Annotated in this window: 22 protein-coding genes and 1 pseudogene; all 23 read right to left on the reverse strand. The window is 72.7% G+C overall.

What is annotated here, in order from left to right; all coding sequences use genetic code 11:
• Positions 1-48: 48 nt before the first annotated feature.
• The 23 genes and pseudogenes from D1350_RS04680 to mtrA all read right to left on the reverse strand — a co-directional run bounded on the left by D1350_RS04680 (position 49) and on the right by mtrA (position 25,745).
• Positions 49-864, reverse strand: coding sequence for a F0F1 ATP synthase subunit delta (locus tag D1350_RS04680; RefSeq protein WP_125774381.1), 816 nt, complete (start codon positions 862-864; stop codon positions 49-51).
• Entirely contained in the window at positions 864-1,466 is a 603-nt protein-coding gene (locus tag D1350_RS04685; RefSeq protein ID WP_125774805.1) for a F0F1 ATP synthase subunit B, read from the reverse strand. Before D1350_RS04685 ends, D1350_RS04680 begins: the two co-directional genes overlap by 1 nt.
• Positions 1,466-1,705, reverse strand: coding sequence for an ATP synthase F0 subunit C (gene atpE / locus D1350_RS04690; RefSeq protein ID WP_125774383.1), 240 nt, complete (start codon positions 1,703-1,705; stop codon positions 1,466-1,468). The genes D1350_RS04685 and atpE overlap by 1 nt, the downstream gene beginning before the upstream one ends.
• 125 nt (positions 1,706-1,830) lie before the next feature.
• Positions 1,831-2,628 (reverse strand): F0F1 ATP synthase subunit A, encoded by a 798-nt coding sequence (atpB, locus tag D1350_RS04695; RefSeq protein WP_125774385.1) that lies wholly within the window; start codon positions 2,626-2,628, stop codon positions 1,831-1,833.
• A gap of 236 nt (positions 2,629-2,864) precedes the next feature.
• Positions 2,865-3,329 (reverse strand): Cg1360 family ATP-synthase-associated protein, encoded by a 465-nt coding sequence (locus D1350_RS04700; RefSeq protein ID WP_164545027.1) that lies wholly within the window; start codon positions 3,327-3,329, stop codon positions 2,865-2,867.
• Positions 3,322-4,488 (reverse strand): glycosyltransferase family 4 protein, encoded by a 1,167-nt coding sequence (locus D1350_RS04705; RefSeq protein WP_125774387.1) that lies wholly within the window; start codon positions 4,486-4,488, stop codon positions 3,322-3,324. The genes D1350_RS04700 and D1350_RS04705 overlap by 8 nt, the downstream gene beginning before the upstream one ends.
• Positions 4,485-5,150: an L-threonylcarbamoyladenylate synthase gene (locus D1350_RS04710; RefSeq protein WP_338068134.1), complete on the reverse strand. Its 666-nt coding sequence runs from the start codon at positions 5,148-5,150 to the stop codon at positions 4,485-4,487. Before D1350_RS04710 ends, D1350_RS04705 begins: the two co-directional genes overlap by 4 nt.
• A gap of 4 nt (positions 5,151-5,154) precedes the next feature.
• Positions 5,155-6,069 carry a peptide chain release factor N(5)-glutamine methyltransferase gene (prmC, locus tag D1350_RS04715; RefSeq protein ID WP_125774389.1) on the reverse strand — a complete coding sequence of 305 codons (915 nt, stop codon included), beginning with the start codon at positions 6,067-6,069 and terminating at the stop codon, positions 5,155-5,157.
• Entirely contained in the window at positions 6,062-7,150 is a 1,089-nt protein-coding gene (gene prfA / locus D1350_RS04720; RefSeq protein ID WP_125774391.1) for a peptide chain release factor 1, read from the reverse strand. The genes prmC and prfA overlap by 8 nt, the downstream gene beginning before the upstream one ends.
• Before the next feature lie 111 nt (positions 7,151-7,261).
• Complete coding sequence (rpmE, locus tag D1350_RS04725; protein ID WP_125774393.1) at positions 7,262-7,477, reverse strand: 50S ribosomal protein L31; 216 nt, start codon at positions 7,475-7,477, stop codon at positions 7,262-7,264.
• A gap of 190 nt (positions 7,478-7,667) precedes the next feature.
• Entirely contained in the window at positions 7,668-9,599 is a 1,932-nt protein-coding gene (gene rho, locus D1350_RS04730) for a transcription termination factor Rho (RefSeq protein ID WP_240643910.1), read from the reverse strand.
• 386 nt (positions 9,600-9,985) lie between these two features.
• Positions 9,986-10,957 carry a homoserine kinase gene (gene thrB, locus D1350_RS04735; protein ID WP_125774810.1) on the reverse strand — a complete coding sequence of 324 codons (972 nt, stop codon included), beginning with the start codon at positions 10,955-10,957 and terminating at the stop codon, positions 9,986-9,988.
• 1 nt (position 10,958) lies between these two features.
• Positions 10,959-12,119, reverse strand: a complete 1,161-nt coding sequence (thrC, locus tag D1350_RS04740; protein WP_240643880.1) for a threonine synthase — start codon at positions 12,117-12,119, stop codon at positions 10,959-10,961.
• On the reverse strand, positions 12,116-13,405 hold the full coding sequence (locus D1350_RS04745; protein WP_125774397.1) for a homoserine dehydrogenase: 1,290 nt from the start codon (positions 13,403-13,405) through the stop codon (positions 12,116-12,118). Before D1350_RS04745 ends, thrC begins: the two co-directional genes overlap by 4 nt.
• A gap of 173 nt (positions 13,406-13,578) precedes the next feature.
• Positions 13,579-14,013, reverse strand: a complete 435-nt coding sequence (locus D1350_RS24960; RefSeq protein WP_476692384.1) for an SEC-C metal-binding domain-containing protein — start codon at positions 14,011-14,013, stop codon at positions 13,579-13,581.
• 35 nt (positions 14,014-14,048) lie between these two features.
• A pseudogene (gene secA / locus D1350_RS04750) lies at positions 14,049-16,548 on the reverse strand (preprotein translocase subunit SecA); the annotation flags it as partial.
• Positions 16,549-16,640: 92 nt separating this feature from the next.
• Positions 16,641-18,392, reverse strand: a complete 1,752-nt coding sequence (locus D1350_RS04755; protein ID WP_125774401.1) for a cation:proton antiporter family protein — start codon at positions 18,390-18,392, stop codon at positions 16,641-16,643.
• A gap of 36 nt (positions 18,393-18,428) precedes the next feature.
• Positions 18,429-19,676 (reverse strand): winged helix-turn-helix domain-containing protein, encoded by a 1,248-nt coding sequence (locus tag D1350_RS04760; protein WP_240643881.1) that lies wholly within the window; start codon positions 19,674-19,676, stop codon positions 18,429-18,431.
• 99 nt (positions 19,677-19,775) lie between these two features.
• Positions 19,776-20,435, reverse strand: a complete 660-nt coding sequence (gene hpf, locus D1350_RS04765) for a ribosome hibernation-promoting factor, HPF/YfiA family (protein ID WP_125774403.1) — start codon at positions 20,433-20,435, stop codon at positions 19,776-19,778.
• Positions 20,436-20,714: 279 nt separating this feature from the next.
• Positions 20,715-21,434 (reverse strand): ComF family protein, encoded by a 720-nt coding sequence (locus D1350_RS04770; protein WP_125774405.1) that lies wholly within the window; start codon positions 21,432-21,434, stop codon positions 20,715-20,717.
• Positions 21,435-21,527: 93 nt separating this feature from the next.
• Positions 21,528-23,285, reverse strand: coding sequence for an LpqB family beta-propeller domain-containing protein (locus D1350_RS04775; protein ID WP_125774407.1), 1,758 nt, complete (start codon positions 23,283-23,285; stop codon positions 21,528-21,530).
• Complete coding sequence (gene mtrB, locus D1350_RS04780; protein ID WP_240643882.1) at positions 23,282-25,051, reverse strand: MtrAB system histidine kinase MtrB; 1,770 nt, start codon at positions 25,049-25,051, stop codon at positions 23,282-23,284. The genes D1350_RS04775 and mtrB overlap by 4 nt, the downstream gene beginning before the upstream one ends.
• Before the next feature lie 13 nt (positions 25,052-25,064).
• Complete coding sequence (mtrA, locus tag D1350_RS04785) at positions 25,065-25,745, reverse strand: MtrAB system response regulator MtrA (protein ID WP_125774409.1); 681 nt, start codon at positions 25,743-25,745, stop codon at positions 25,065-25,067.
• Positions 25,746-25,767 lie beyond the last annotated feature (22 nt).

Here is a 25,767-nt window from a genome sequence, read left to right on the forward strand (position 1 = left end):
TCTCCTGTCGTGGCCGCGAGTGCCGCGGCGGAATTCTTGTTCACGGTGTCAGCCGGCCAGCCGACGACGGGCGTCGGCGAGGCGGGACAGGACGGTGGAGTCGACGACGTCGGCGCCGACCTGGATGCGCAGGCCACCGATGACCACAGGGTCCACGGTGACGTTGAGCTGTACGGCTCGGCCGTACGCGCGCTCCAGCAGCGCGGCGAGCCGGTCGGTCTGCGCCTGGTCCAGCATCGTCCCGCTGGTCACCGAGGCGACCAGGCGACGACGACGCTCTGCGGCGACGTCCCCGTACCAGATCAGCGTCTGGACGAACCGCCGTCCGCGCAGCGCCGAGGTGGCGCGACGCGCGAGGGCGTGCGTGACCGTGTCCACCTTGCCGGTGAGCAGCGCGTCCACGAGCGCCGTGCGGCGCGCGGGGTCGGAGGCTGTGTCGGACAGGGCGTGGCGCGCCTCGCGCTGCCCCACGAGCGACCGGGTGATCCGGAACAGCTCGTCCTCGACGGACTCCAGGGCGCCCCGCGCCTCCGCGGAGGCGAGCACCGCGTCGAGCGCCAAGCGCTCGACAGCGTCGACCAGGTCGGCGTCGCTCGCCCAGCGGGCGCGTGCCACGCCGGACACGAGATCCACCACGCGCTCGTCGAACCCGCTCGCGAGCAGTCCGGCGACGAGGCGTGCCTTGTCCTCACCGGGCCGCGAAGGGTCGGCGAGCGAGCGGCGCAGCGCGCCCGAGCCGTCGAGCGCCGACACCACGGTGAACAGCTGCTCACCGAGCGCCTTCGCGCCCTCGCCCGCTGCACGCAGCACAGGCTCGAACCGCTCCTGGGCCGCTGTCAGCGATGCTCCGCTCGTCCCGCGCATCAGCCCACCGAACCTGTCTTCGAGGTGCCCGCGGTCACGATGCCCTGGCTTGCCTCGAGCTCGTCGAGGAAACGGTCGACCACGCGCGACTGGCGGGCCGAGTCCTGGAGGGACTCGCCGACGATCTTCGACGCGAGCTCGGTCGCGAGCGAACCGACCTCGGCACGGAGCGACACGGACGCTGCCTGACGCTCGGCCTCGATCTGACGGTTGGCGGTCTCCGTGATGCGGGCAGCCTCCTCGTTCGCCTTGACCCGCAGGTCGGCGACGATGGCCTTGCCCTCCTCACGAGCTTCCTCGCGCACCTGTGCTGCCTCGGCACGTGCCTCGGCGAGCAGACGCTGCTGCTCCGCAAGTGCGGCGTCGGCGGCCGACTGTGCCTCGGCCGCCTTCTCGATCCCGCCCTCGATCAGCGCGGTGCGCTCGTCGAGCACGACCTGGATCTTGGGCAGCACGACCTTGTAGAAGACCACGGCGATGATCGCAAGGATGACCGCGGACCAGACGAGGTCGTAGGCCGCGGGCAGCAGCAGCTCGATGCCGCTGTGCTCCTCTTCCGTCTGCGCTGCCACGATCCCGGCAGCGCCCGAGAGCGCAACCATCACGCGGCGGCGGGGAAGAGGAAGCCGGCGACGATGCCGAGGAGGCCCAGCAGCTCGACGAACGCAACACCGAGGAACATGGTGGCGCGGAGCTGGCCGGCGACCTCGGGCTGACGGGCGATGCCCTCGATCGTCTTGCCGATGAGGATGCCGAGACCGATGCCCGGGCCGATGGCGGCGAGGCCGTAGCCGACCGCGTTGAGGTTACCGGTGACCTCGGCGAGGGTGGTGACGTCCACTTGCGTCTTCCTTCCGTTGGGCGCCGGACCGGGCGGTTCGGCGTCGCGTTGTGTGCAACTCGCGTGGTGCTCGTCGCGTGGTGCGGGTGTGGCGTGAGGCGAGGGCGAGACTCAGCGCGAGGCGCTCAGTGCTCGTCCTCCAGGGAAAGGCTGATGTAGACCGCGGCGAGCAGGGCGAAGATGTACGCCTGCAGCGCGGCGACCAGGAGCTCGAAGGCCGTGAAGGCAAAGCCGGCACCAAGCGTCAGGATGCCGAACGCCTTGAGCGCCGGGGCGGCCTCGAGGAGGAAGAAGTGGGTCGCGGCGAAGCACAGCACGAGCATGATGTGGCCGGCGACCATGTTGGCCATGAGTCGGATGGCGAGCGAGGCCGGGCGGATCACGAGGATCTGCAGGATCTCGATCGGCGTCACGATCAGGTAGATCGGCGCGGGGATACCCGGGGGGAACAGGTTCGCCTTGAGGTATCCGCCGAGGCCGTGCTTCTTGATGCCCACGTACCAGTAGGTCACGAAGACCCACAGGGCGAGCACGATCGGCAGGCCGATGCGGGAGGTACCGGCCAGATTCAGGCCGGTGATGATGCCCGTGAGGTTGAACGCGAGGATCGCGAGGAAGATCGTCGTCAGCATCGGCAGGAAGCGGCGTGCGTGCTCCTTGCCCAGGATCTCCTCGGCGATCTGGACGCGCACGAAGTCGAGGATCCACTCGATCGCGCCCTGGAACCGGCCCGGGACCACCTTCGCGCGGTTGGCCGCGATCACGAAGACCGTGCACAGGACCAGCGCGGCCAGGATGCGGATGATCCAGACGCGGTCGATCTGGAAGGGAGTGCCCTCGAAGAAGATGGCCGGCGGGAAGAAGTCCGCGATCGAAGGCGCATGGAAGCCCTCACCCTCGGCCTCGGGGGCAGCGAGCAGCATGGAGGTCGCAAGCGTGGACAGGAGGACTCCCCGGTTGGTCAGCGGCCTGGCGCACGCCACCGCACGCTGGTGCGGGCGCGCCGTCGGGCCTGGCCTTCATGGATTCGCGAGTAGCCTAACCCATCTTCCGCACGGACCCGGTCACGTGACAGTGAGGAAGACGGCGGTGTGACGCGTCTCGCGAAACCGCGTCAGATAGAAGCAAACATGCGCCGAACCACGGCCCCGCGGGCGGGTCAGGAACCCGGTGAGACGTACGGTACGCGACCGTTCCGGACCGCCCGGTAGTCGAGCAGCGCCGACCCGATCGCGCCGAGCGCGAGCACGACGAACAGGACGATGCGGTCATAGAAGTCGAAGCGCGAGATCACGGCGAGCACCACGATCAGGACGATGATCTTGGCGAGCCAGCTGCCCATCACGACCGCGCCCATGGTGACCGGGTTGGCGCCCACGGTACGGAGCATGGACCAGACCGTCGTGGCCGAGAAGAAGGCGGCGATGCCGGCACCCAGGAGCGCCCCCCAGACGCCCGGCAGGCCTGCTACGAGGCCCCCGACCACCACCCCGAGGACCGCGAGCGACCCCACCAGGATCAGGCCGTCACGCAGCGCCGTACGGAACACGGCCCGCTCGGCGCCGCGGTCGGTCCCCCGGTCGGCCGGCGTACCGGCCTCGGGCTGCGGCGTGGCGTCAGCCATGGGTCGTCTCCTTCACCTTCGGGACCGCGCCGGACAGCGCGACGTCGTCGTCGAGGAACCGGCCGCGGTGCCGCAGCGGTCCCATAGTGAGCACCAGGGCCACGACCACCGCGACCGCGAGGCCGGCGAGCACCGACTGCCACGGCCACCAGATGAGCGCCGCGCACGCGTACGCGAACACACCGGTCCACACGTAGAGGATCACCACGGCGCGGCGGTGCGAGTGGCCCAGGGCCAGCATGCGGTGGTGCAGGTGCATGCGGTCGGGCGCCATCGGCGACTTGCCCGCGGCGAGCCGGCGGATCACCGCCATGGCCATGTCGAGCAGGGGCAGCAGCAGCACGGCGACCGGCAGCAGCAGCGGGAGGTACGCCGGGAGCGACTCGGCCCCGGAGAGGTCGTTCGGCATCAGGTCGGGCTTGATGCGGCCCGTCACGGAGATGGCCGCGCCGGCCATGACCAGGCCGAGCACCATCGACCCGGCGTCCCCCATGAAGATGCGGGACGGGAAGAAGTTGTGGGGCAGGAACCCGACGCAGACGCCGACCAGGATCGCCATCATCATGGTCGCCAGGCCCGCGTAGTCGTCGGTGCTCACCACCCGGGTGAGGCCGTACGTGTAGAGGAAGAACGCCGAGCCGCCGATCGCGATGATCCCCGCGGCCAGCCCGTCGAGGCCGTCCACGAAGTTCACGGCGTTCATCGCCAGCACCACGACGAAGATGGTGACGAGCAGCGACGCGCGCGGCGAGATGACGGACAGCCCGGTGGGCCCCGGCAGCGTGTAGAGCTGCACCCCCTGCAGCGCGAGCAGGCCCGCGGCCAGGACCTGGCCGGCGAGCTTGGTGACCCAGTCCAGGTCCCACTTGTCGTCGGCCCATCCGAGCAGGCAGACGACCAGGGCGCCGCCCACGATCCCCCACGCCTGCTGGTCGTCGAAGACCTCCTCGAGGAACGGCATCTGCGACGCGAGCAGGACCGACACGATGATGCCCAGCATCATCGCGAGGCCGCCCAGGCGCGGCGTGGGCATCACGTGCACGTCCCGGGCGCGGACCGCCGTGATCGCGGAGGTCTTGAGCGCGACCCACCGTGCGAAGGGCGTGGTGAGGAACGTGACCGCCGCGGCCACAAGCATCAGGAGGAGATACACCCTCACGCGTCTTCCTCCGGAGCGACGACGGGAGCGACCTGACGCAGCGCGTCCAGGCCGACCGCGCCCTCGCGCACCATCCGCAGCTCCCGGCCGGTCGCGTCCACGATCGTGGACGCCACGCCGCCGGGGGCGCGCCCGCCGTCGAGGTAGACGGCGACGGACTCGCCGAGCTGCTCCACGGCGTCGGCCACGTCGGTGGCCGCGGGCCGGCCGGACAGGTTGGCGCTCGACACGGCGAGCGGGCCGGTGCGCCGCAGCACGGCCAGCGCGGCCTCGTGGTCGGGCATCCGCAGGGCTACCGTCCCGTGGGTCTCGCCCAGGTCCCACTGCAGGGACGGCTGCGACCGCAGGATGATGGTGAAGCCGCCGGGCCAGAAGGCCTCGACGAGCTTGCGGGCGTCGTCAGGGACGTCCGTCGCGAGACCGTCGAGGGTCCGCACGTCGGGCACGAGGACAGGCGGGGGCATCTGCCGGCCGCGGCCCTTGGCCGCGAGCAGCGCGCTCACCGCCTGGGCGTCGAACGCGTCGGCGCCGATGCCGTACACGGTGTCGGTCGGGAGCACGACGAGACCGCCGCGGGAGATGGCGTTCACCGCCTCGTCGACGGCGGGACCCCAGGTCTGCGGGTCGGTGGCGTCGAGCACGGGACGTACTGGCACACTCACGACGTCAGTCTTTCACGTCAGCCGGGTGGTGCGGAGCCGGAGCACGACGGGCGACCACCATGCGGGGCCTGCCCGTCAGGTCCGTGCGGGTCTCGACGGCACCGAAGGCTCCCACCGCGCCGACCATGTCCCGCGCGGCCTCCGCCTGGACCTCGGCGTGCTCCATCACGTAGAGGCCGCCCGGCCGCAGGAGGCGCGCGGCGGCCGCGGAGACGCCGCGCGGCACCTCGAGCCCGTCGGCCCCCAGGCCGTAGAGCGCCACGGCGGGGTCGTGCTCGGCGACCTCGGGGTCCACCGGTACCGCACCGGGCGGCACGTACGGCGGGTTGGAGACGACGACGTCCACGGTCCCGTCGAGCTCCCGGAGCGCGGTCCGCGCATCGCCCCGCACGAGCCGCACCACGGCTGTGGCGGAGGAGGAGGCCGCGACGTTGCGCTCGGCCCACGCGTGCGCCGCCGCGTCCAGCTCGACCGCGTGCACCTCGGCCCCGGGCACCTCGGTGGCCACGGCCAGCGCGATCGCGCCGGAACCCGTGCAGAGGTCGACGACGACGGCGCTCCCCCGCTCGGCCGCGACCCGCGCCGCCTCGTCGATCGCCACCTGCGCCACCTGCTCGGTCTCGGGCCGCGGCACGAACACGCCCGGCCCCACCGCGAGCTCCAGGTGGCGGAACGGCGCCATCCCGGTCAGGTGCTGCAGCGGCTCCCGGGCGGCGCGACGGGCGACGAGACCGCGGAAGGCGGCCGCGGCGTCGTCGGGCAGCGGCGCGTCCAGGATCGCGAGCCGCCGCACCTCCCCGCGCGGCACGCCCAGGGTGTGCGCGAGAAGAAGCTCGGCGTCGACGCGGGGGGTGCCCACCCCGCCGTCGGCCAGCTCGGCCGCAGCCCGGCGCACCAGGCTTCCGGCACCCTCACCCATGCGTGGCCGCCGCCAGGCGGGCTGCCTCGTCCGCCTCGATCGCGGACCGGACCACGGGGTCGAGCTCGCCGTCCAGCACGTGGTCGAGGTTGTAGGCCTTGTACCCGGTGCGGTGGTCGGCGATGCGGTTCTCGGGGAAGTTGTACGTGCGGATGCGCTCCGACCGGTCGACGGTGCGTACCTGCGAGCGGCGCAGGTCGGCGGCCTCGGCCGCGGCCGCCTCGGCCCGCGCGGCGAGGAGCCGGGCGCGCAGCACGCGCATGGCCTGCTCGCGGTTCTGGAGCTGCGACTTCTCGTTCTGCATCGAGACCACGATGCCGGTGGGCAGGTGCGTGATCCGCACCGCGGAGTCGGTCGTGTTGACCGACTGGCCGCCCGGGCCGGAGGACCGGAAGACGTCGATCCGCAGGTCGTTGGGGTCGATCTCGACCTCGCCCGGGTCGTCCACCTCGGGGAAGACCAGCACGCCGGCGGCCGACGTGTGGATGCGGCCCTGGCTCTCCGTGACGGGGACCCGCTGCACGCGGTGCACGCCGCCCTCGTACTTCAGGCTCGCCCAGACGCCGTCCTCGGGCCCGGCGACGGAGCGCGCCTTCACCGCGACCTGGACGTCCTTGTACCCGCCGAGGTCGGACTCCGTGGCCTCGAGCACCTGGGTGGACCAGCCGCGGCGCTCGGCGTAGCGCAGGTACATGCGGAGCAGGTCGCCGGCGAACAGGGCCGACTCCTCGCCGCCCTCGCCCGCCTTGATCTCGAGGATGACGTCGCGGCCGTCGTCCGGGTCGCGCGGGACCAGCACGCGGCGCAGCCGCTCGGACGCCTCCGCCTCCGCGGCGCGCAGGCCGGGCAGCTCGGCGGCGAACCCCTCGTCCAGCTCGGCCAGCTCCGCGGCCGCTCCCGCGTCGTCACGCGCCTGCTCCCACGTGCGGTAGGCGCCCACGACCTGGTTGAGCTCGGCGTAGCGGCGGCCGAGCGTCCGCGCGCGGCCCGCGTCGGCATGCACGGCGGGGTCGGCGAGCGCGCGCTCGATCTGGGCATGCTCCTCGAGCAACGGCTCGACGCCGGAGAACGAGTCGGTCATGAAGGCTCCTGGAGATCCGTGCACGGGCGGACAAAGCAACAGCGCCGGCGGTCCCGGCTCCGACTGCCCCTGGAGAGGTTGTCGGGCGGAACCACCGGCGCTGCGGGGACGCTAGTTGGCAGCCTTCTTGCCGTAGCGCGCCTGGAACCGGGCCACGCGGCCACCGGTGTCCAGGATCTTCTGCTTGCCGGTGTAGAACGGGTGGCAGGCGCTGCAGACGTCGGCGCTGATCTTGCCCGACTTCTCGGTGCTGCGGGTGACGAACGTGTTGCCGCAGGTGCAGGACACCTCGGTCACGACGTACTCGGGGTGGATACCGGACTTCATGGAGTGCTCCTTGAGGGTGTTGCCGCCGGGTCGACCACAGGACAGTGGGCGTGAACCGGCCAGCCAGCGAACCATTCTGCCAGAACGCTGCCGCGCGCGGGTACCTCGGGAGGTGTGACGCGAGCGACGGCGCCGGCGCGGGAGGGCGTCATGCCCGGGCCGGAGCCCGGTGTCACGCCCTCCCGGCGGGTCAGACCGTGTGGCCGACGTGGTCGTCGGTGAGACCGCCCGGCGTCGTCTTCTGGACCTGCAGCAGGAACTCGACGTTCGAGCTGGTCTCCTTGAGCTTGCCGAGCAGCAGCTCGATCGCCTGCTGCTGGTCGAGCGCACCGAGCACGCGACGCAGCTTGTAGACGATCTTGAGCTCGTCGCCCGCCATGAGGATCTCCTCGCGGCGCGTGCCGGAGCCGTTGACGTCGACGGCCGGGAAGATCCGCTTGTCGGCGAGGGAGCGCGACAGGCGCAGCTCCATGTTGCCGGTGCCCTTGAACTCCTCGAAGATCACCTCGTCCATCTTGGAGCCGGTCTCGACGAGCGCCGACGCCAGGATGGTGAGCGAGCCGCCGTTCTCGATGTTGCGGGCAGCACCGAAGAACTTCTTGGGCGGGTAGAGCGCCGCGGCGTCCACACCACCGGAGAGGATGCGGCCCGACGCCGGAGCGGCCAGGTTGTAGGCGCGCGACAGGCGGGTGAGCGAGTCGAGCAGCACGACGACGTCCTGGCCGAGCTCGACGAGACGCTTGGCGCGCTCGATGGCCAGCTCGGCGACGATCGTGTGGTCGGACGCGGGGCGGTCGAACGTCGAGGCGATGACCTCGCCCTTGACCGTCCGCTCCATGTCCGTGACCTCTTCGGGCCGCTCGTCCACGAGCACCACCATGAGGTGGACCTCGGGGTTGTTCGCGGTGATCGCGTTGGCGATCTGCTGCATGATGATCGTCTTGCCGGCCTTGGGGGGCGAGACGATCAGGCCTCGCTGGCCCTTGCCGATCGGCGCGACGATGTCGATCACGCGCGGGGTGAGGCGCGTCGCCGCCGGGTTCTCCAGGCGCAGGCGCTCCTGCGGGTAGAGCGGCGTCAGCTTGGCGAACTCGGGACGCTCGCGCGCCTCGTCCGGCGCCATGCCGTTGACCGTGTCGAGCCGGACCAGCGCGTTGAACTTCGCGCGCGGGCCGCTGCCCTGGGGCTGCTCGCCCTCGCGGGGCTGGCGCACGGCGCCGGTGACGGCGTCACCGCGGCGCAGCCCGGCCTTCTTCACCTGGTTGAGGCTGACATACACGTCGCTGGCGCCGGGCAGGTAGCCCGTGGTGCGCACGAACGCGTAGTTGTCGAGGATGTCCAGGATGCCGGCGACGGGCAGCAGCACGTCGTCCTCGTGGACCTCGACGTCCTCGAGGCCCTGCACGTCCGGTCCCTGACGGGTGGTGGTGGTGCCCGGACGGCCACGCTTGCGGTCGCGGCCGCGCTCCCGGCCACGACGACGGCGCGAACCGCGCTCGTCGTCGTCCCCGAAGGCGTCGCCGCCCTGCTGGGGCTGCTGACGCGGGTTCTGCTGGCCCTGGTTCTGCTGGCCGCGGTTGGCGTTCTGGTTGCTCTGAGCGGCCTGCTGACCGCCCTGGCCCTCACGCTGTCCCTGGCCGTCGCGCTGACGGCGCTGGCCGGCCTCTCCGTTCTGGTCCGGGGCCGTGGCGGACTCCGGCGCACCCTGGCCGCGACCGGCGCGGCGCGAGCCGCGCTCGCGCGGCGCGGCGACAGCGTCGGCCAGCTCGGCAAGGCGGGCCTCGCGGTCGGCGTCGGTGCTGGCCTCGGTGGTGCTCGCCTCGGCGCGGACGCCCGGGGCGGTCGTGGTCGCGGCGGCGACAGGCGCGCTCGCGGTGGCGGGCGACGCCTCGGTCGCCTCCGCCGGACGGCGCGCCCGGGTGCGGGGCTGCTCGGCCGTGCGGCCGGACTGCTCGGAGCCCTCGTCGGTCGCCGGCGCCGTACGGCGCGCCGTTGCGCCGCCCTCGCCGCCGGACCTGCCGGTGCGCTCCTGGATAGTGTCGACGAGATCGCTCTTGCGCATCTTCGAGGTGCCCTTCACGCCGAGCTCGGTCGCGAGGGCCTGAAGCTCTGCAAGGCGCATGCTGCTCAGTGCGCCCGCGGTGCCGCCGTTGCGGCGTGCTGCGGTGCTCTGAGTGTCGGTGGTGTCTGTCACGAAGGACCCTTCCCCCTCGATCTGCGGCCGCGTCGTTGGTGGTGGGCCGCGCAGTGGTGTGCGCCCGGCGCAGTGCGGCCGTGGCGCTGGAAACCTCGCATCAGTGGTACGACGACGTCGGCTGACGAGGGTTGCTGTCCGCCTTCACGCGGGATGCCGGTCGTCCCTGGGGACGACCCGGATGCCGGGTACGCCGCCGCTTCCTGGAGGAGAACCTGGGCCGTGGCGTGTGATCGACTCTGCCACAGTATGACTGGGCCGGACGACCGTGCCGGGAGAGCGGACGCTGAGCAGAACCGTGCATCCCAGAAGGCTCACTGCATCGTACCACCCCGCACTACGGAAGGACCGGAGGCTGTTCCCGACGGCACACGGCTGGCCCGTGCGCCCGCCAGGTCGATTCCGGGCCGCAGCGTACGCCATCCGGCCGACTCGTCGACCAGCTCCGCCAGGACCGCGTCGAGCCGGGCTCGCTGGGCGGGGGTCGAGAGAACCAGGACGGTCGGGCCCGCGCCCGAGATCGTCGCGGCGAGGCCCTCCGCGCGGAGAGCGCGCAGCAGCTCGCTCGAGGCACCCAGCGCCGCCGCGCGGTACGACTGGTGCAGGCGGTCCTCCGTGGCCTCGAAGAGCAGCTCGGGACGCCGCGCCAGGGCCTCGACCAGGAGCGCAGCCCGCCCGGCGGTGAACGCCGCATCGGCATGGGCGACCCGCGCCGGGAGCGCCGCGCGGGCCCTGGCCGTCGCGAGGCGATGGTCCGGGACCAGGACCGTGGCCTCGATCGAGGGGTCCAGGTCCAGGCCCACCGCCCGCGCACCCTCGTCGCCGGTCCAGGCCACCGTCGCCCCGCCCTGCACGGCCGGGGCGGCGTTGTCGGGGTGCCCCTCGAACTCCGTGGCGATGCGCAGCACGTCGGTGGCGTCGAGCGAGCGCGGGTCCGCGAGCAGCGCCCGCGCGGCAACCACGCCGGCCACCGCGGCAGCGGCGGACGACCCGAGGCCGCGGCCGTGCGGGATCACGTTCACGCAGGTCAGGTGGAGCCCGGTGGCCGGCGCGCCCGCGTACTCCATGGTGCGGCGGATGGCGCGCACCACGAGGTGGTCCTCGCCGTCGGGCACCTCGCCCGCGCCCTCGCCCTGCACGTCCACCATGACCTCGTCGCGCGCGACGAGCCGCACGTCGACCTCGTCGTGGAGCGCCAGCGCGAGCCCGAGCGAGTCGAAGCCGGGGCCGAGGTTCGCGCTCTGCGCGGGAACCCGGACCCGCACGTGGTCCGCGCCCAGCTGCACGTCAGGCCAGCCCGAGGGCATCCGCGACCGAGACCACGTCGGTGCTCACGCGCGTGGGGGCCACCTCGCCGCCGTCGGGGGTGCGCAGCGCCCAGGCCGGGTCCTTGAGCCCGTGGCCGGTGACGGTGATCGTGATGCGCGCCCCGGCGGGCACGAGCCCTCGCGCGGACCGGGACAGCAGGCCCGCCACGCCCGCGGCCGACGCCGGCTCGACGAACACGCCGACCTCCGACGACAGGATCCGGTGGGCCGCGAGGATCTCCTCGTCGGTGACCGCCTCGATGACGCCGCCCGACGAGTCCCGCGCCTCCTCGGCCTGCTGCCAGGACGCCGGGTTGCCGATGCGGATCGCCGTGGCGATCGTCTCCGGCTCGTCGATCGGGTGGCCTGCCACGATCGGCGCCGAGCCCGCAGCCTGGAAGCCCCACATGACCGGCGTGCGGGAGGCCCGCACCACCCCGGCCGCGGGGTCCGCGTACTCGCGGAAACCCTTCCAGTACGCGGTGATGTTGCCGGCGTTGCCGACCGGCAGGATGTGGATGTCGGGCGCGTCGCCCAGCGCGTCGACGATCTCGAAGGCCGCTGTCTTCTGGCCCTCGATGCGGTCGGGGTTCACCGAGTTGACCAGCTCGACCGGGTAGGCCTCGGCGAGCTTGCGGGCTGCGATCAGGCAGTCGTCGAAGTTGCCGTCGACCTGCAGGAGCCGGGCGCCGTGCGCGATGGCCTGGCTGAGCTTGCCCATCGCGATCTTGCCGTCCGGCACCAGCACCGCGCACACCATGCCGGCGCGCGTCGCGTAGGCCGCCGCCGAGGCCGAGGTGTTGCCGGTCGAGGCGCAGACCACCACCCGGGCCCCGCGGGCGGCGGCGGCGGAGATCGCCGTCGTCATGCCGCGGTCCTTGAAGGAGCCGGTGGGGTTCATGCCCTCGACCTTGACGAACACCTCGGCGCCCACCCGGTCGCCGAGCGCCGGCGCGGGGACGAGCGGCGTGCCGCCCTCCCCCAGCGTCACGACGGTGCGGCGCACGTGCTCGGGCAGGCGGTCGGCGTACTCGGTGATCACGCCCCGCCACTGGTGCGCGCCGGGGCCCGGCGCGGTGGTGGCCGCGCCGGCGGCGGAGGCGGGTGCGGCGGGAGGCACGGTGGCGGGCATGGTGGTCATCCCTCGACTCTCAGGACGGACGTGATCTCCTGGACGGGCTCGAGCCCGCGCAGGGCGGCGACGGTGGCGGCCAGCGAGGCCTCGCGCGCCGCATGGGTGGTGAGCAGCAGCTGGGCGGAACCGTCGACCGGGGCCGCCTGGCGCACGGTGTCGATCGAGACCCCGTGGTCGGCCAGGGCGCCGGCCACCTGGGCGAGGACGCCCGGCCGGTCGGCCACGACCATGCGGACCTGGTACCGCGTGACAGCGGCCTCCGGCGGCAGGATGCGGAGCGCGGCGTACGTGGACTCCTGGGGGCCCTTGCCACCCAGCACGCGGTGGCGGGCGGCGGAGACGACGTCGCCCAGCACCGCCGACGCCGTCGGCCGGCCGCCCGCGCCCTGCCCGTAGAACATGAGTGGACCGGCGGCGTCCGCCTCGACGAAGACCGCGTTGAACGCGCCGCGGACGTTGGCCAGCGGGTGCTCGGTCGGCACGAGCGCCGGGTGGACGCGGACCGAGACGCCCTCCTCCGTGCGCTCGGCGATGGCCAGCAGCTTCACGACGTGACCGGTGCGCGCGGCCCACGCCACGTCGTCGGCCGTCACTCCCGTGATGCCCTCGCGTGCCACGTCGTCCAGGCCCACCCGGGTGTGGAACGCGAGGCTCGCGAGGATCGCGGCCTTGGCAGCGGCGTCGAAGCCCTCGACGTCCGCGGTGGGGTCGGCCTCGGCGTAGCCCAGGTCCTGGGCCTGCTTCACGGCCTCCTCGAGGTCGAGGCCGCCGCTCGCCATCTGGTCCAGCACGTAGTTGGTGGTGCCGTTGACGATGCCGAGCACGCGCGTCACGTGGTCGCCCGCGAGGGACTCCCGCACGGGCCGCACGATCGGGATGGCGCCCGCGACGGCCGCCTCGAAGTAGATGTCCACGCCCGCCGCGTCGGCGGCCTTGTACAGCGTGGGGCCGTCGTCCGCGAGGAGCGCCTTGTTGGCGGTCACCACCGCGGCCCCGCCCGCGACCGCGCGCAGCAGGAGGGTGCGAGCCGGCTCGAGCCCGCCCATCACCTCGATGACGATGTCGGCGCCGTCGACGAGCGTCTCCGCGTCCTCCGTGAGGAGCTCGCGCGGGATCGCGCTGTCCCGCTGCACCGCCGCGTTCCGCACCGCGATGCCGACCAGCTCGAGCGGCGCGCCCGCCCGGGCCGCCAGGTCCGGCCCGTGCTCCAGCAGCGCGCGGGCCACCTGCGTGCCGACCACCCCGCAGCCGAGCAGGGCGATACGGAGCGGAGCGGGTCTGGCTGCGGGCACGGTGGTCCTGCTCTCTGTCACGACGGGGGTCCGGGGACGAGGCGCCCTGTGCGGGCGGTCGGGGCCAGGATAGCCGTGACGTGCGACACCCGGTCGGGTGGTTCCACTCCTCGGCCCCGGGCGAGGGACGAGAGAGGCGGCCACCCCTGGGGGACGGCCGCCTCTCTGGTATGTCAGACGTCGTTGACGCCGTGGCAGACCTTGTACTTCTTGCCCGACCCGCACGGGCACTGCGCGTTGCGCGGCGTACCCGGGAAGGTCCGGCCGTCGCTCTCCGCGGCGGTGGCCTCGCCGTGCAGCGCACGGCGTGAGCGGCGGGAGGCGTCGGAGCCGGCGGCCCCGCCCGCCGAGCCGGACGTGCCCCGCGACACGAACGCCGAGCCGCTGCCGTCGTCGCTCGGGGCGGAGTAGGTGAGCGGCGCCTGGCGGGCCGGGCCGTCCAGGCCCTTGGCCAGGAGGACCGGCTCCGTGGGCGGGGACGACGGCGCCCGGCGCGCGGCCGCGGGGAGCGCTGCGGGCACCAGGGGCATCTGCGTGGTGGGGGCCGGGGCGACCGGGCCGCCGACCGGCGCGTCGGCGGGTGCGGCGGCCGTCGAGCCGCCGGACATGTCGACCGGGCCGTCCGCCGTCGAGCCCGCGGGCTGCTGCACGCTGACCTCGAGGTTGAAGAGGAAGCCGACCGACTCCTCCTTGATGGCGTCCGTCATCGCCTGGAACAGCAGGAAGCCCTCGCGCTGGTACTCCACCAGGGGGTCGCGCTGCGCCATGGCGCGCAGGCCGATGCCCTCCTTGAGGTAGTCCATCTCGTAGAGGTGCTCGCGCCACTTGCGGTCCAGGACCGACAGCACCACACGCCGCTCCAGCTGGCGCATCGCCGAGTGCCCGAGCTGCTCCTCGCGGGCCTCGTAGGCCACGCGCGCGTCGGACAGGATCTCCTCGAGCAGCAGCTCCTTGGTGAGGCTGTTGACGCCGCCGGACTCCGCGGTCACGTCCTCGACGGTGATCGACACCGGGTACACCGCACGCAGCGCCGTCCACAGCGCGTCGAGGTCCCACGTCTCCGGCACGCCGTCCGCGGTGGCGTTGTCGACGTAGTCGGTGATGACGTCGGTGAGGAAGTGCTGCACCTGCTCGTGCAGGTCCTCGCCCTCCAGCACGCGCCGGCGCTCGGCGTAGATGACGGAGCGCTGGCGGGACAGGACGTCGTCGTACTTGAGGACGTTCTTGCGGATCTCGAAGTTGCGCGCCTCGACCTGGCCCTGCGCGCTGGCGATGCCGCGGGTGACCATCTTGGACTCGAGGGGCATGTCGTCGGGGAAGCCCGCGCGGCTCATCATGGCCTCGGCGAGGCCGGAGTTGAACAGACGCATCAGGTCGTCCTGCATCGACAGGTAGAACCGGGACTCGCCCGGGTCACCCTGACGGCCGGAGCGGCCACGGAGCTGGTTGTCGATACGGCGGGACTCGTGCCGCTCGGTGCCCAGGACGTACAGACCACCCAGGCTCACGACCTCGTCGTGCTCGGTGGCGACGGCGGCCTTGGCCTTCTCCAGCGCCTCCGGCCAGGCGGCCTCGTACTCCTCCGGCGTCTCGAGGGGGTCGAGACCCCGCGCGTCGAGCTCGGCCACCGCGATGTGCTCGGCGTTGCCGCCGAGCATGATGTCGGTACCGCGGCCGGCCATGTTCGTCGCGACCGTCACGGCGCCCTTGCGGCCCGCCATGGCGACGATCGCGGCCTCGCGCTCGTGCTCCTTCGCGTTGAGCACGTTGTGCGGCACGCCGGCCTTCTTCAGCTTGGCGCTGAGAAGCTCCGACTTCTCCACGCTCGTGGTGCCGACCAGCACGGGCTGGCCCTCGGCGTGACGCTCCACGATGTCGGCCACCACGGCGTCGAACTTGCCGTCCTCGTTCTTGTACACGAGGTCGGGCTGGTCCATGCGCCTCGGCGGGCGGTTCGTCGGGATCGGGACGACGCCGATGTCGTACGTGCCCTGGAACTCCGCCGCCTCCGTCTCGGCCGTACCGGTCATGCCGGCGAGCTTGGAGTACAGGCGGAAGTAGTTCTGCAGCGTGATCGTGGCGAGCGTCTGGTTCTCCGCCTTGATCGCCACGCCCTCCTTGGCCTCGATGGCCTGGTGCATGCCCTCGTTGTAGCGGCGGCCCGCGAGGATACGGCCCGTGTGCTCGTCGACGATCATGACCTCGCCGTTGAGGACCACGTAGTCCTTGTCGCGCTTGAAGAGCTCCTTCGCCTTGATGGCGTTGTTCAGGAAGCCGATCAGCGGCGTGTTCAGCGACTCGTAGAGGTTGTCGATGCCGAGGTAGTCCTCGATCCGGGCGATGCCGGGCTCCAGCACGCCCACCGTGCGCTTCTTCTCGTCCACCTCGTAGTCGGTGCCGGGGCGCAGGCGGTTCACGACCTTGGCGAACTCGGTGTACCAGCGGTTCGCCTCGCCCGACGCCGGGCCCGAGATGATCAGCGGGGTACGAGCCTCGTCGATGAGGATCGAGTCCACCTCGTCCACGATGGCGTAGTTGTGGCCACGCTGCACCAGGTCGTCGGTGCTCCACGCCATGTTGTCGCGCAGGTAGTCGAAGCCGAACTCGTTGTTCGTGCCGTACGTGATGTCGGCGGCGTACTGCTCGCGGCGCTGCGCCGGCGTCTGGCCCGACAGGATGATGCCCGTCGACATGCCGAGGAACCGGAACACGCGGCCCATGAGCTCGCCCTGGTACTTGGCCAGGTAGTCGTTCGTGGTGACGATGTGGACGCCGTTGCCCTCGAGCGCGTTGAGGTACGCGGCCGTCGTCGCCACCAGGGTCTTGCCCTCACCGGTGCGCATCTCGGCGATGTTGCCGAGGTGCAGGGCGGCACCACCCATGAGCTGGACGTCGAAGTGGCGCTGGCCGAGCGTGCGGCGCGCGGCCTCACGGACGGCGGCGAACGCCTCGGGCAACAGGTCGTCCAGCTTCTGCCCGGAGGCGAGCCGTTCGCGGAAGCGCGCCGTCTCCTCGCGCAGCTCTTCGTCGCTGAGCTCGGTGAAGCTCGGCTCCAGGCGGTTGACCTGGTCCGCGATGGACGACAGCTTCTTGAGGATCCGGCCCTCGCCAATGCGGAGGACCTTCTCGAGGATGGAAGGCACGCACTTCTCCCGTGATCGGTAGCGTCCCCCGCCTGGGAGACGTTCGGTCGGCGCTCACCGGCCGGTCCGACCGGTGGAGCCGGTCAGGCAGGTCAGGTCACGCCGTCGTCCATCGTAGGCCGTCCGGCAACGCTACCGGCCCCGTCGCCCGACGCCGGACGGCCAGGTTCGCCCAGAGGGTAACGTCCCGGCGTGTCGCCGGGTTCCCTCGGCGGGGCGAGACGCGTGCGTGCGGCCTGCTGATCGCGCATGGCCTCCGCGTGGTCGTACCCGAACACGGCCTCGGCCGCGTTGTCCGCGAGCGCCGTTCCCGCCGTGCCGTACAGGTGGAAGACGGCGTCGGCACCGTGCCGCTCGAGCTCGACCGCGTCGTCGTCGTACCGGGCGATCGCCGCGACGGGACCTTCGAAACCTCCCGCGCGGAGCTGGGCGAGGGCGATGAGGTTGGCGGCGTGGAAGGGCATGGCGAGCACCGCGAGCCGCACGTGGCCGGCGCTGCGGACGCGGGCCCAGAACTCGATGTCGGTGGCGTCGGCCTGGACCACGGCGAAACCGTCGGCCTGGAGGGCTGCCACGCGGACGGGGTCGTGCTCCACGCCCAGGACCGAGAGCCCGTAGTTGTCGCGCAGCCGGCGGAAGGCGCCGCGACCCACGCGGCCCATGCCGAGCACCACCGCTTCGACGTCGCCCACGTCGATGGGCCGTTCCTCCGGGTGCAGCCGCTCGGGCGGGCGGGAGGGCAGGCGGGCGGCGATCATCCGGGCGATCTCGTTGCCGCGGCGGTTGACCACGGCGGAGGCGACGAAGCTGGCGGCGACGGCGACCGCGAGGGCCACGAGCCAGTCCTCGGACAGCATGCCGGAGGAGGCGCCGACCGCCACGACGATCAGGCCGAACTCCGAGAAGTTGGACAGGACCAGGGCGGCGAGGAACGCCGTCCGCTTCCGCAGGCGCATCATCCAGAGGAGCGCCGCGTAGACCACCGCCTGGAGCGGGAGGAGGAGCAGGAGGAGCAGACCCACCGTCGCGGTCTCCCACGTGAGCGCGCCGGTGAGACCGATCGACACGAAGAAACCGACGAGGAGCAGCTCCTTGATCGTGAACAGGGAGCGCGAGAGCTCCGTGGCGGCGGGGTGCGACGCCAGCAGGAGGCCCATCACGATGGCGCCCAGGTCGCCCTTGAGGCCCACCGCGTCGAACAGCCAGTAGCCGGGCACGAGCGCGACGACGATGCCGAACAGCGCCTGCAGCTCGCCGTGGCCGATCCGGTCCCAGACGCGGCGCAGGAGCCAGGCCCCGGGGACGAGCAGCACGAGCGCGAACGCCCAGGGGCTCGGGGGCGTCCCCTTGGTCACGGACAGGAACACCACGGCGATGATGTCCTGCATGATCAGCACGCCGATGGCGATCCGGCCGTAGAGGGCCGTGTGGTCGCTCCGGGCGTCGAGGACCTTGACCACGAACACGGTGGACGAGAAGGAGAGCGCGAGGCCGATCAGGGCGAGCACCCCGAGCGACTCGTCCTTGAGCATCGAGAAGCCCATCGCGGCCAGGAGGCCGAGGAACCCGATGCCCAGACCGATGCTCACGAGCATGTGCACGGCGGTGGTGAGCCAGACGTCGGGCCGCAGCAGCGAGCGGACGTTGAGCTTCAGCCCGATGCCGAACAGGAGGAGCGTGACGCCCAGGTCGGCGACGGTGTCGAGGAGCGGGAGCTCGGTGGCCCCCGCGGCGCCCAGGACGAACCCCGCCGCGAGGAACCCGACGAGCGGGGGGAGCCGGAACAGGACGGCGAGCAGCCCCGCGGCGAACGTGACTGCCAGATACAACGCCGCGGTCGCCATGTCCGAATATTATCGGCCCGGAGCCGGTGCCCGGTGTCAGGCGCTGATCTCCTCCCCCACCAGCTCGACAGCCAGTGCCGGAGCGAGGCCGCCCGGCCCGGCGACCTCGACGCCCCGGAGGCCGAGCCACCCTGCCATGAGCCGGAGCTCGGCCGCGAGCCGCGCCGGGGTGGCGGCGGTGGCGAACGGCTCGGCGTGGGCCGACTGCACCCGGAGCACCCCGGCCTGCCGGTCCGCCTTGAGGTCGACGCGGGCCGTGATCCGCTCGTCCTCGAGGAAGGGCAGCACGTAGTAGCCGTGCACCCGCTTGGGCGCCGGCACGTAGATCTCGATGCGGTACACCGTGCCGAAGAGCCGCTCGAGCCGTGTGCGCTCGAAGACGAGCGGGTCGAACGGGGCGAGCAGCGCCTGCCCGTCGGCCCGGCGCGGCAGGCGCGCGTCCTTGTGGAGGAGGGTGCGCTCGTCCCAGCCCGCGACGGTGGCCGGCACGAGGACGCCGTCCTCGACGAGCTCCGCGAGCGCCCTGTCAGCGGCCGGTCCACGCAGCCGGAAGTAGTCCTTGATGCAGCGCGCGGTGCCGATGCCGTGGGCCCGGGCGCCGATCTCGGCGAGGTGACGCAGCGCCTGGTCCTCCGGGAGGAGGGGCGCCGCGAGGACGTGCGGCGGGAGGACGCGCTCCGGGAGGTCGTAGAGCCGCTCGAACGCGGCGTTCCGGCCTGCCGACGTGACCTCTCCGGTGAAGAACAGGAACTCGAGCACCCGCTTGGAGACGGTCCAGTTCCAGCCCCACTCGACCTTGTTCCGGGGGGCGGTCCGGCCCTCCGCCTCGAGCAGCGCGTGGATCGCGGAGGCTGTGACCGGCCCCTTCTCCGCGACGATCTGCCGCACCTCGGCGACCTCGGCGGAGTGCGCCAGCGGGACGTCCGCGATGGTGCCCCACGCCTCGGTGAGGTACCTGCGGCGCCGCCACTCCAGCAGCTGGTACGTCTCCGGCGGCACGAACGAGGCGACGTGCGCCCAGGTCTCCACGAGCCGACGGGGGGCGCGCCCGGAGGCACGGTCGAGCAGCGCCGTGTCGTACGGGCCGAGCCTCGAGAAGACCGGCAGCAGGTGAGCGCGCGCCAGGACGTTCACCGAGTCGATCTGCAGGAGCCCGATCCGGTCGATCACGCCCTGGACGTGCCGCATCGTGACGGGCGGCCCGGGACGGCGTGCCCGGTGCAGGCCCTGCGCGGCGAGGGCGGCACGACGGGCCTGCGACAGCGACAGCGAGATCGGCTTCACCGTCCCATGGTGCCGCGAGCCACTGACACTGGCCCCGGGCGCGGGCGAGCCCCGGCGCGCCACGGGACTCGCGGGCGCGCCGGGGCTCGGCGGAAAGTTCTACGTCAGGTTGCTGACCGGCTGGCCGGTGCACGGGTTGTCGAGCGCGATGACGCCGAAGCTCCAGCCCTTGCTGCGGCGGTACAGGACCGACGGGCGCGACGTCTCCTTGTCGATGAAGAGGTAGAAGTCGTGGCCCACCATCTCCATCTCGTAGACGGCGTCGTCGATCGTCATGGGCTCGGCATGGTGCAGCTTCTGGCGGATCACCACGGGCGAGTCGCCCAGGTGGGTCTCCACCGAGTCTCCGGGCCGCGCCAGCGCTGCCGGCGCGCTCACCTCTGCGGCTGCGGGGGCCTCGTCGGCGACCTCCTCGTAGGGCCGCACGTCGACGGGCGGTGTCACGGTGTGGTTCCGGTGGTCCTTGCGCCGGTCTCGCGCGCGCCGGAGTCGCTCGTTGAGCTTGTCGATCGCGAGGTCGAGAGCCCCGAACCGGTCGTCCGCGCTGGCCTCCGCGCGGATCACCGGGCCCTTCGCACGCACCGTGAGCTCGACCCGCTCGCTGCGGTCAGCGAGCCGCGGGTTGTTCTCGTGCGTCACCTCGACGTCCACGCGCATCGCGCTGGGCGACAGCAGCTCCACCTTTGCGAGCTTGTCCTCCACGTGTCGGCGGAACCTGTCCGCGACCTCCGTGTGCCTGCCGACGACGACGATCTCCATGTGAGTGCTCCGCTCGGATCATGGGCGCCGCCCGGGCTCATTCACCTGCGGCGCGCACCCGTGTGTGGTTCTCGATGGCACCTCGCGGTGCCCGTGTCTCGGACCACCTCCCTCACGGGGGCTCGACCCCTGCGACCGAACCCCTCGGTCGCTGGAGAGGCTCTGACGCCTCTCCCGCTGGGTGTTCAGGCTAACCCCGGAACCTGTGAGCCCGACACCCCTGGCGACCCCCCAACGACGTGACATCTATCGGTCGTTCCGTCACCTCAATCGAACATCTCAGACATCCGAGATTCCGGCGTCCGGCGGTGGCGTCGCTGCCAGCACGAACGCCCCGAGCACCGCCGCTCCCACTCCTTCCAGGGTCCTCTCAGCAGCGGCCAAAGTGGCCCCGGTCGTCAGCACGTCGTCCACCAGGAGGCACGGGCCGGGCAGCGCCCGGCGCCCCTGGCGCGTCAACCGGACCGCGGACGCCAGGTTCCGGCCCCGCGCACGGGACCCGAGGCCCACCTGGTCACGTGCGGACCCGGGACGGTGCAGGAGCTGGGCCGTCGCGGCGTCGGCCCCCGCCTGGCGAAGGCCCCGCGCCACCGCGCCGGCCAGGGCGGCGACGGGCGCCCGGCCACGTGCTCGCAACGCCGCCCCGGTGGACGGCACGGGCACGACGAGCACCGGCCCGCCGGCCGCGGCGGCGAGAACGGGCGCCAGGTCGCCCGCCCCGCGGGAAAGCGCCGGGCAGAGCAGGCCGTCGAGGTCGGCCCGGCCGCGGTCCTTCCAGTGCACGACGACGTCCCGCACCACCCCCACGTACGGCACCAGAGCCCACACGGGCAGGGGCGGCGTCCCGTCCAGCCGGTCGAGCCGGGGCGCGGCGCTCTCGACCCGGACCGGCGGCCCGCTCAGGACGGCCGCGCACGAGTCGCACCACCGCACGTCGGCCACGCCGCACGGGCACGCCACGGGGAGAACGAGCCGCGCCAGCTCGGACAGGGGGTTCACACCCCTACCCTGCCCGGCCGAGGCGGCCACCGCAGGCGGCCGTCCACAGGCCCGGACGAAGGCACTACCTCGGCGGCAGGCCCACCCCGAGGCTCAGCCGGGGAACGCGACCAGGCTCACGGCTGTACCGGGCAGGAGATCGGTCCAGGTGCCCTCGCCGAGCCGGCGGAACACCAGCGTCCCGTCGTCGTCGACCGCGTGGATGCCCTGGTCGTTGGACCCGGCGGCGATCCGCTGCGGGCCGACCACGCCGGCCAGCTCGCGCGAGCGCCCGAGGGCGTCCGGCGCGTACCCCCCGACGCCCGTCACCCACACCGACGTCTCGCCGGCGTCGGCGGTGAGGAGCCCGAGATAGGTCTGGCCCGCCCACTGCACCTCCCGGACGTGCGGCACGGTGACCGCCACGCGCACCGCCCCGGCGAGCGCCGTCGGCGCGCCCGCCTGGTCGCGCACCACGCCCGCGACGTGCACCTGGCTCTCGCCCGACACGCTGCGGCTGACCACGGCGACGCGCGCCCCCTCCGGCGACACGCGGACGCCCGTGACCTGGCGTCCCGTGAGCCAGTCGCCGGTGAGCGGGACCTGCGCCCCGTCGGGCGTGACGGCCACGACCGAGCCCGGCGACCCGCTGGTCCACACGATGCTGAACCGGTCGATCGACGGCGGGGCGAGGTCCGTCCCGGTCAGCAGGACGGCGGGTTCACCGGTCAACCGCCGGAGGGTGCTCGTCCCGTCGCGCACCACGACCGGGGTCGCCGCGGGTCCCACGGCCAGGGCCGTCGGGTCACCCACCTCCGACCAGTCGGTCTCGCGCTCGAACTCCACGAGGCGGCCGTCGTCGCCTGCCCGGTGGAGCGTCCCGTCCGTCAGGACGACGGCTCTGCCCTCGGTCCGCGGGAGGGAGGGCCCGGCCCCGGACCGCACCTCGAGCCGGGCCGACCCGTCGGAGAGCGCCACGGGCTGGGTGAGCCGTCCGTCGGGCGCCAGGGAGGCGCCGATCTGGGCGGCCACGAGCGCGCGGTCCGCGTCGGACGCGCCGGAGATCTGCGACGTGAGCGGGATCTCGAGCTCGCCCGTCTCGGGGTTCTCCGCGACGGCCCCGATGGAGAGACCGGTCCCCTCCGGCACGACGCTGATCGCCGCCCCCTGGAGGTAAGCGGGCGGTCCGGCCAGGACCTCCTCGACCGCCTTGGCACGCCAGCCGTTCTCCGGGAACCAGCGCTGGTCGGGCACCCAGTAGGACCGGTCGGGCGTCGGGAAGTAGAGCCGCACGGGCCGGTAGGAGTTCGTGAAGATGACCTCGTGGAGGTACAGGCCGTTGTCCAGCTCGCTGATGCGCCACTGGCCGTCCGCGCCCTTGACGAGCGTGAACTCGGCCTGCGCCGGGGTGGGCACCTGCTGCTCGGTCAGGACGCCGCGCTCGTCCACCGTCGCCGTCACCTCGGCACTGAACCGGACGGTGGTCGTGAGCGCGTCCTCCGGCACCGGGTCGGCCGTCAGCACGGGGTCGGCCTGCATCACGAAGACCCGCTCGTCCGGGTTCCACGCCGAGACCGCGAGCGGCTCGAGGAACTGGTTCGCCACGGTGAAGCGTGCCGGGTTGTTGGGGCCCGTCGAGGCGGCCATGAGAAAGCCGCGCACGATCGCCTCCGGCCCCGCGCCCTCGCGCGGGCCGGACGCGGGGAGGTACACGATGGGCCGGGGGTCGGCCTCCGCCGCCGCGTCGACGTCGCCCACCCAGGGCTCCCCCGACGTCGGGATCGTGGCACAGCCGCCCAGCAGCACCACGGGAACGGCCAGCAGGGCGACCAGGCGGGCGAGGAGGCGGCGCGGCGTCCGCACACGGGTCATCGGTGCACCTCCAGCTCCTCGCCGGCGATCGCCGGGAGGTCCGGGATCGTGGTGGGGCTCGGTCCGCCGGACGGGTTGATGACGGGCACCTGGCCGGTGGAGACGTGCGGCTCGTGGGACGGCGGAACCAGCGGGACCGGCGGCTCGGTGACCGTGAGGCCGGCCCTGCGGGGCAGGACGAGCCGGAAGCTCGCACCGCGTCCGGGCCTGCCCCACGCCTCCAGGCGGCCGGCGTGCAGCCGGGCGTCCTCCATGGCGATCGCGAGCCCGAGACCCGTGCCACCGGTGGTGCGGGCGCGGGCGGGGTCGGCGCGCCAGAACCGGTCGAAGACGTGCTCCACCTCCGGCTGCGTCATGCCCACGCCGTAGTCGCGCACCACGACGGCCACCGACCACCTGTCCTCCGCGACGGTGATCTCCACGGGCCGCTCCTCGGCGTGCTCGATCGCGTTGACCACGAGGTTGCGCAGGATCCGCTCGACGCGCCGGGAGTCGATGTCCGCGACGGCGTCGGTCTCCGGGAAGTGCAACGAGACCGCCACCTCCTTGCGCTCCGCGAGCGGCATCGCCTGCTCCACCACCTGCGCCACGAGGTCGCGCAGGTCGTGCCGCTCGGCGTCGAGCACCGCCGCGCCCGCGTCGAACCGGCTGATCTCGAGGAGGTCGGCGAGGAGGGTCTCGAACCTGTCGATCTGGTCCTGCAGCAGCTCGGCCGACCGGCGGGCCCCCGGCTGCAGGTCGTCGCGCTCGGCGTGGATGACCTCGCTGGCCATGCGGATCGTCGTGAGCGGGGTCCGGAGCTCGTGCGACACGTCGGACACGAACCGGCGCTGGAGCGTCGAGAGCTCCTCCATGCGGCGGATCTGGTCCTGGAGGCTCGTCGCCATCTCGTTGAACGACCGGGCGAGCGACGCCATCTCGTCCTTGCCCTTGCCGACGGGCATGCGCTCGGACAGGTGGCCGTCGGCCAGCCGCTCGGCCACCGTCGCCGCACGGGTCACGGGCAGGACGGTCTGCCGGGTGACGAGCCGCGTGATCACGCCGATCAGCACCAGGATGCCCACCGCGCCGACGAGGAGGACCCGCTGGATCAGCGTCAGGGTCTCCTGCTCCTCCTCGAACGAGTAGAGGAAGTAGACCTCGTACGTGCCGAGAGCGGTCCCCTGCACCGTGGACCCGACCATGACCCCCGGCACCACCTCGCCGTCCCGGGGGATCGCCACCGACTGCAGCACCGGCACGTCGGACCGCGGGTCCTCCTCGCGGAGCGCGAGGTTGCGCCGCCGCAGCTCGTCGGTGAGGAGCGGCAGCACGTCGGGCGAGGCGATGTCCACGAGCCGCAGGTCCGTGCCCAGCTCGTGCATGAGGAGGACGTCGACCGCGCTCGAGCCCTGCGCCTGGAGACGGCCGGGCACGTCGCTGAGCAGCCGGGTCAGCTCGGACTGCTGGGTGGCCGACGACTCCGCGACGGTGGTGCGCACCTGGTTGGTGAACGCGACGCTCTCGCGCTCGACGTCGGCGATCCGCTGCTCGAAGAGGCCCCTGCTGATCGACGACGACAGGTACGTCCCCAGCACGGCCACCGCCGCGACGCCGACCGCCAGGGCCGTCGCGGTGACCCGCAGCTGCATGGAGGAGCGCCACCGGTCCACGGCGCGCCGGAACGCGCGCACCACCAGGACGCGCACGTGCGTGCTCGTCCTGCGGAGGCGGCCCGAGACCGACCGGACGTGACCACGCAGAGCGAGCCGGACGTCGTCAGGCACCGTCAGGGTCCCGTCACTGCGGTGCGCCCGCCTTGTAGCCCACGCCGCGCACCGTCAGGACGATCTCCGGGTTCTCCGGGTCGCGCTCGATCTTGGAGCGCAGCCGCTGGACGTGGACGTTGACGAGGCGCGTGTCGGCGCTGTGCCGGTAGCCCCACACGCGCTCCAGCAGGACCTCGCGCGTGAACACCTGCCACGGCTTGCGGGCGAGGGCCACGAGGAGGTCGAACTCGAGCGGCGTCAGCGAGATCCGCCGGCCCTCGCGCGTCACGGTGTGGCCGGTGACGTCAATCTCGACATCACCCACCTTGAGGCGCTCGGGACCCGGGTCCTCGGTGCGACGCAGCCGCGCCTTGATCCGGGCGACGAGCTCCTTGGGCTTGAACGGCTTGGACACGTAGTCGTCGGCGCCGGACTCCAGCCCCAGCACCACGTCCACGGTGTCGGACTTGGCGGTGAGCATGATGATCGGGGTGCCCGACTCCGCACGGATCTCACGGCCGACCTGGACGCCGTCCTTGCCGGGCAGCATGAGGTCGAGCAGCACGAGGTCGGGCTGATGGGTGCGGAACATGCCGATCGCGGAGTCACCGTCGGCACAGAACACCGGTTCGATGCCCTCACCGCGCAGCACGATGCCGATCATCTCTGCCAGGGCGGTGTCGTCGTCGACGACCAGAACACGGACCTTCATGCCCCCAGTGTGCCAGGTCGAA

Source organism: Antribacter gilvus (assembly GCF_003946865.1).
GTDB lineage: Bacteria > Actinomycetota > Actinomycetes > Actinomycetales > Cellulomonadaceae > Antribacter > Antribacter gilvus.

What these genes read in the sequence shown, in the direction of transcription:
- D1350_RS04680 (WP_125774381.1), bottom strand. Translation starts at nt 864, where the DNA reads ATGCGCGGGACGAGCGGAGCATCGCTGACAGCGGCCCAGGAGCGGTTC.
- D1350_RS04685 (WP_125774805.1), bottom strand. Translation starts at nt 1,466, where the DNA reads ATGGTTGCGCTCTCGGGCGCTGCCGGGATCGTGGCAGCGCAGACGGAA.
- atpB (WP_125774385.1), bottom strand. Translation starts at nt 2,628, where the DNA reads ATGCTGCTCGCTGCCCCCGAGGCCGAGGGTGAGGGCTTCCATGCGCCT.
- D1350_RS04700 (WP_164545027.1), bottom strand. Translation starts at nt 3,329, where the DNA reads ATGGCTGACGCCACGCCGCAGCCCGAGGCCGGTACGCCGGCCGACCGG.
- prmC (WP_125774389.1), bottom strand. Translation starts at nt 6,069, where the DNA reads ATGGGTGAGGGTGCCGGAAGCCTGGTGCGCCGGGCTGCGGCCGAGCTG.
- prfA (WP_125774391.1), bottom strand. Translation starts at nt 7,150, where the DNA reads ATGACCGACTCGTTCTCCGGCGTCGAGCCGTTGCTCGAGGAGCATGCC.
- rpmE (WP_125774393.1), bottom strand. Translation starts at nt 7,477, where the DNA reads ATGAAGTCCGGTATCCACCCCGAGTACGTCGTGACCGAGGTGTCCTGC.
- rho (WP_240643910.1), bottom strand. Translation starts at nt 9,599, where the DNA reads ATGCGCCTTGCAGAGCTTCAGGCCCTCGCGACCGAGCTCGGCGTGAAG.
- thrC (WP_240643880.1), bottom strand. Translation starts at nt 12,119, where the DNA reads ATGACCACCATGCCCGCCACCGTGCCTCCCGCCGCACCCGCCTCCGCC.
- D1350_RS24960 (WP_476692384.1), bottom strand. Translation starts at nt 14,013, where the DNA reads ATGTCCGGCGGCTCGACGGCCGCCGCACCCGCCGACGCGCCGGTCGGC.
- D1350_RS04755 (WP_125774401.1), bottom strand. Translation starts at nt 18,392, where the DNA reads ATGGCGACCGCGGCGTTGTATCTGGCAGTCACGTTCGCCGCGGGGCTG.
- hpf (WP_125774403.1), bottom strand. Translation starts at nt 20,435, where the DNA reads ATGGAGATCGTCGTCGTCGGCAGGCACACGGAGGTCGCGGACAGGTTC.
- D1350_RS04775 (WP_125774407.1), bottom strand. Translation starts at nt 23,285, where the DNA reads ATGACCCGTGTGCGGACGCCGCGCCGCCTCCTCGCCCGCCTGGTCGCC.
- mtrA (WP_125774409.1), bottom strand. Translation starts at nt 25,745, where the DNA reads ATGAAGGTCCGTGTTCTGGTCGTCGACGACGACACCGCCCTGGCAGAG.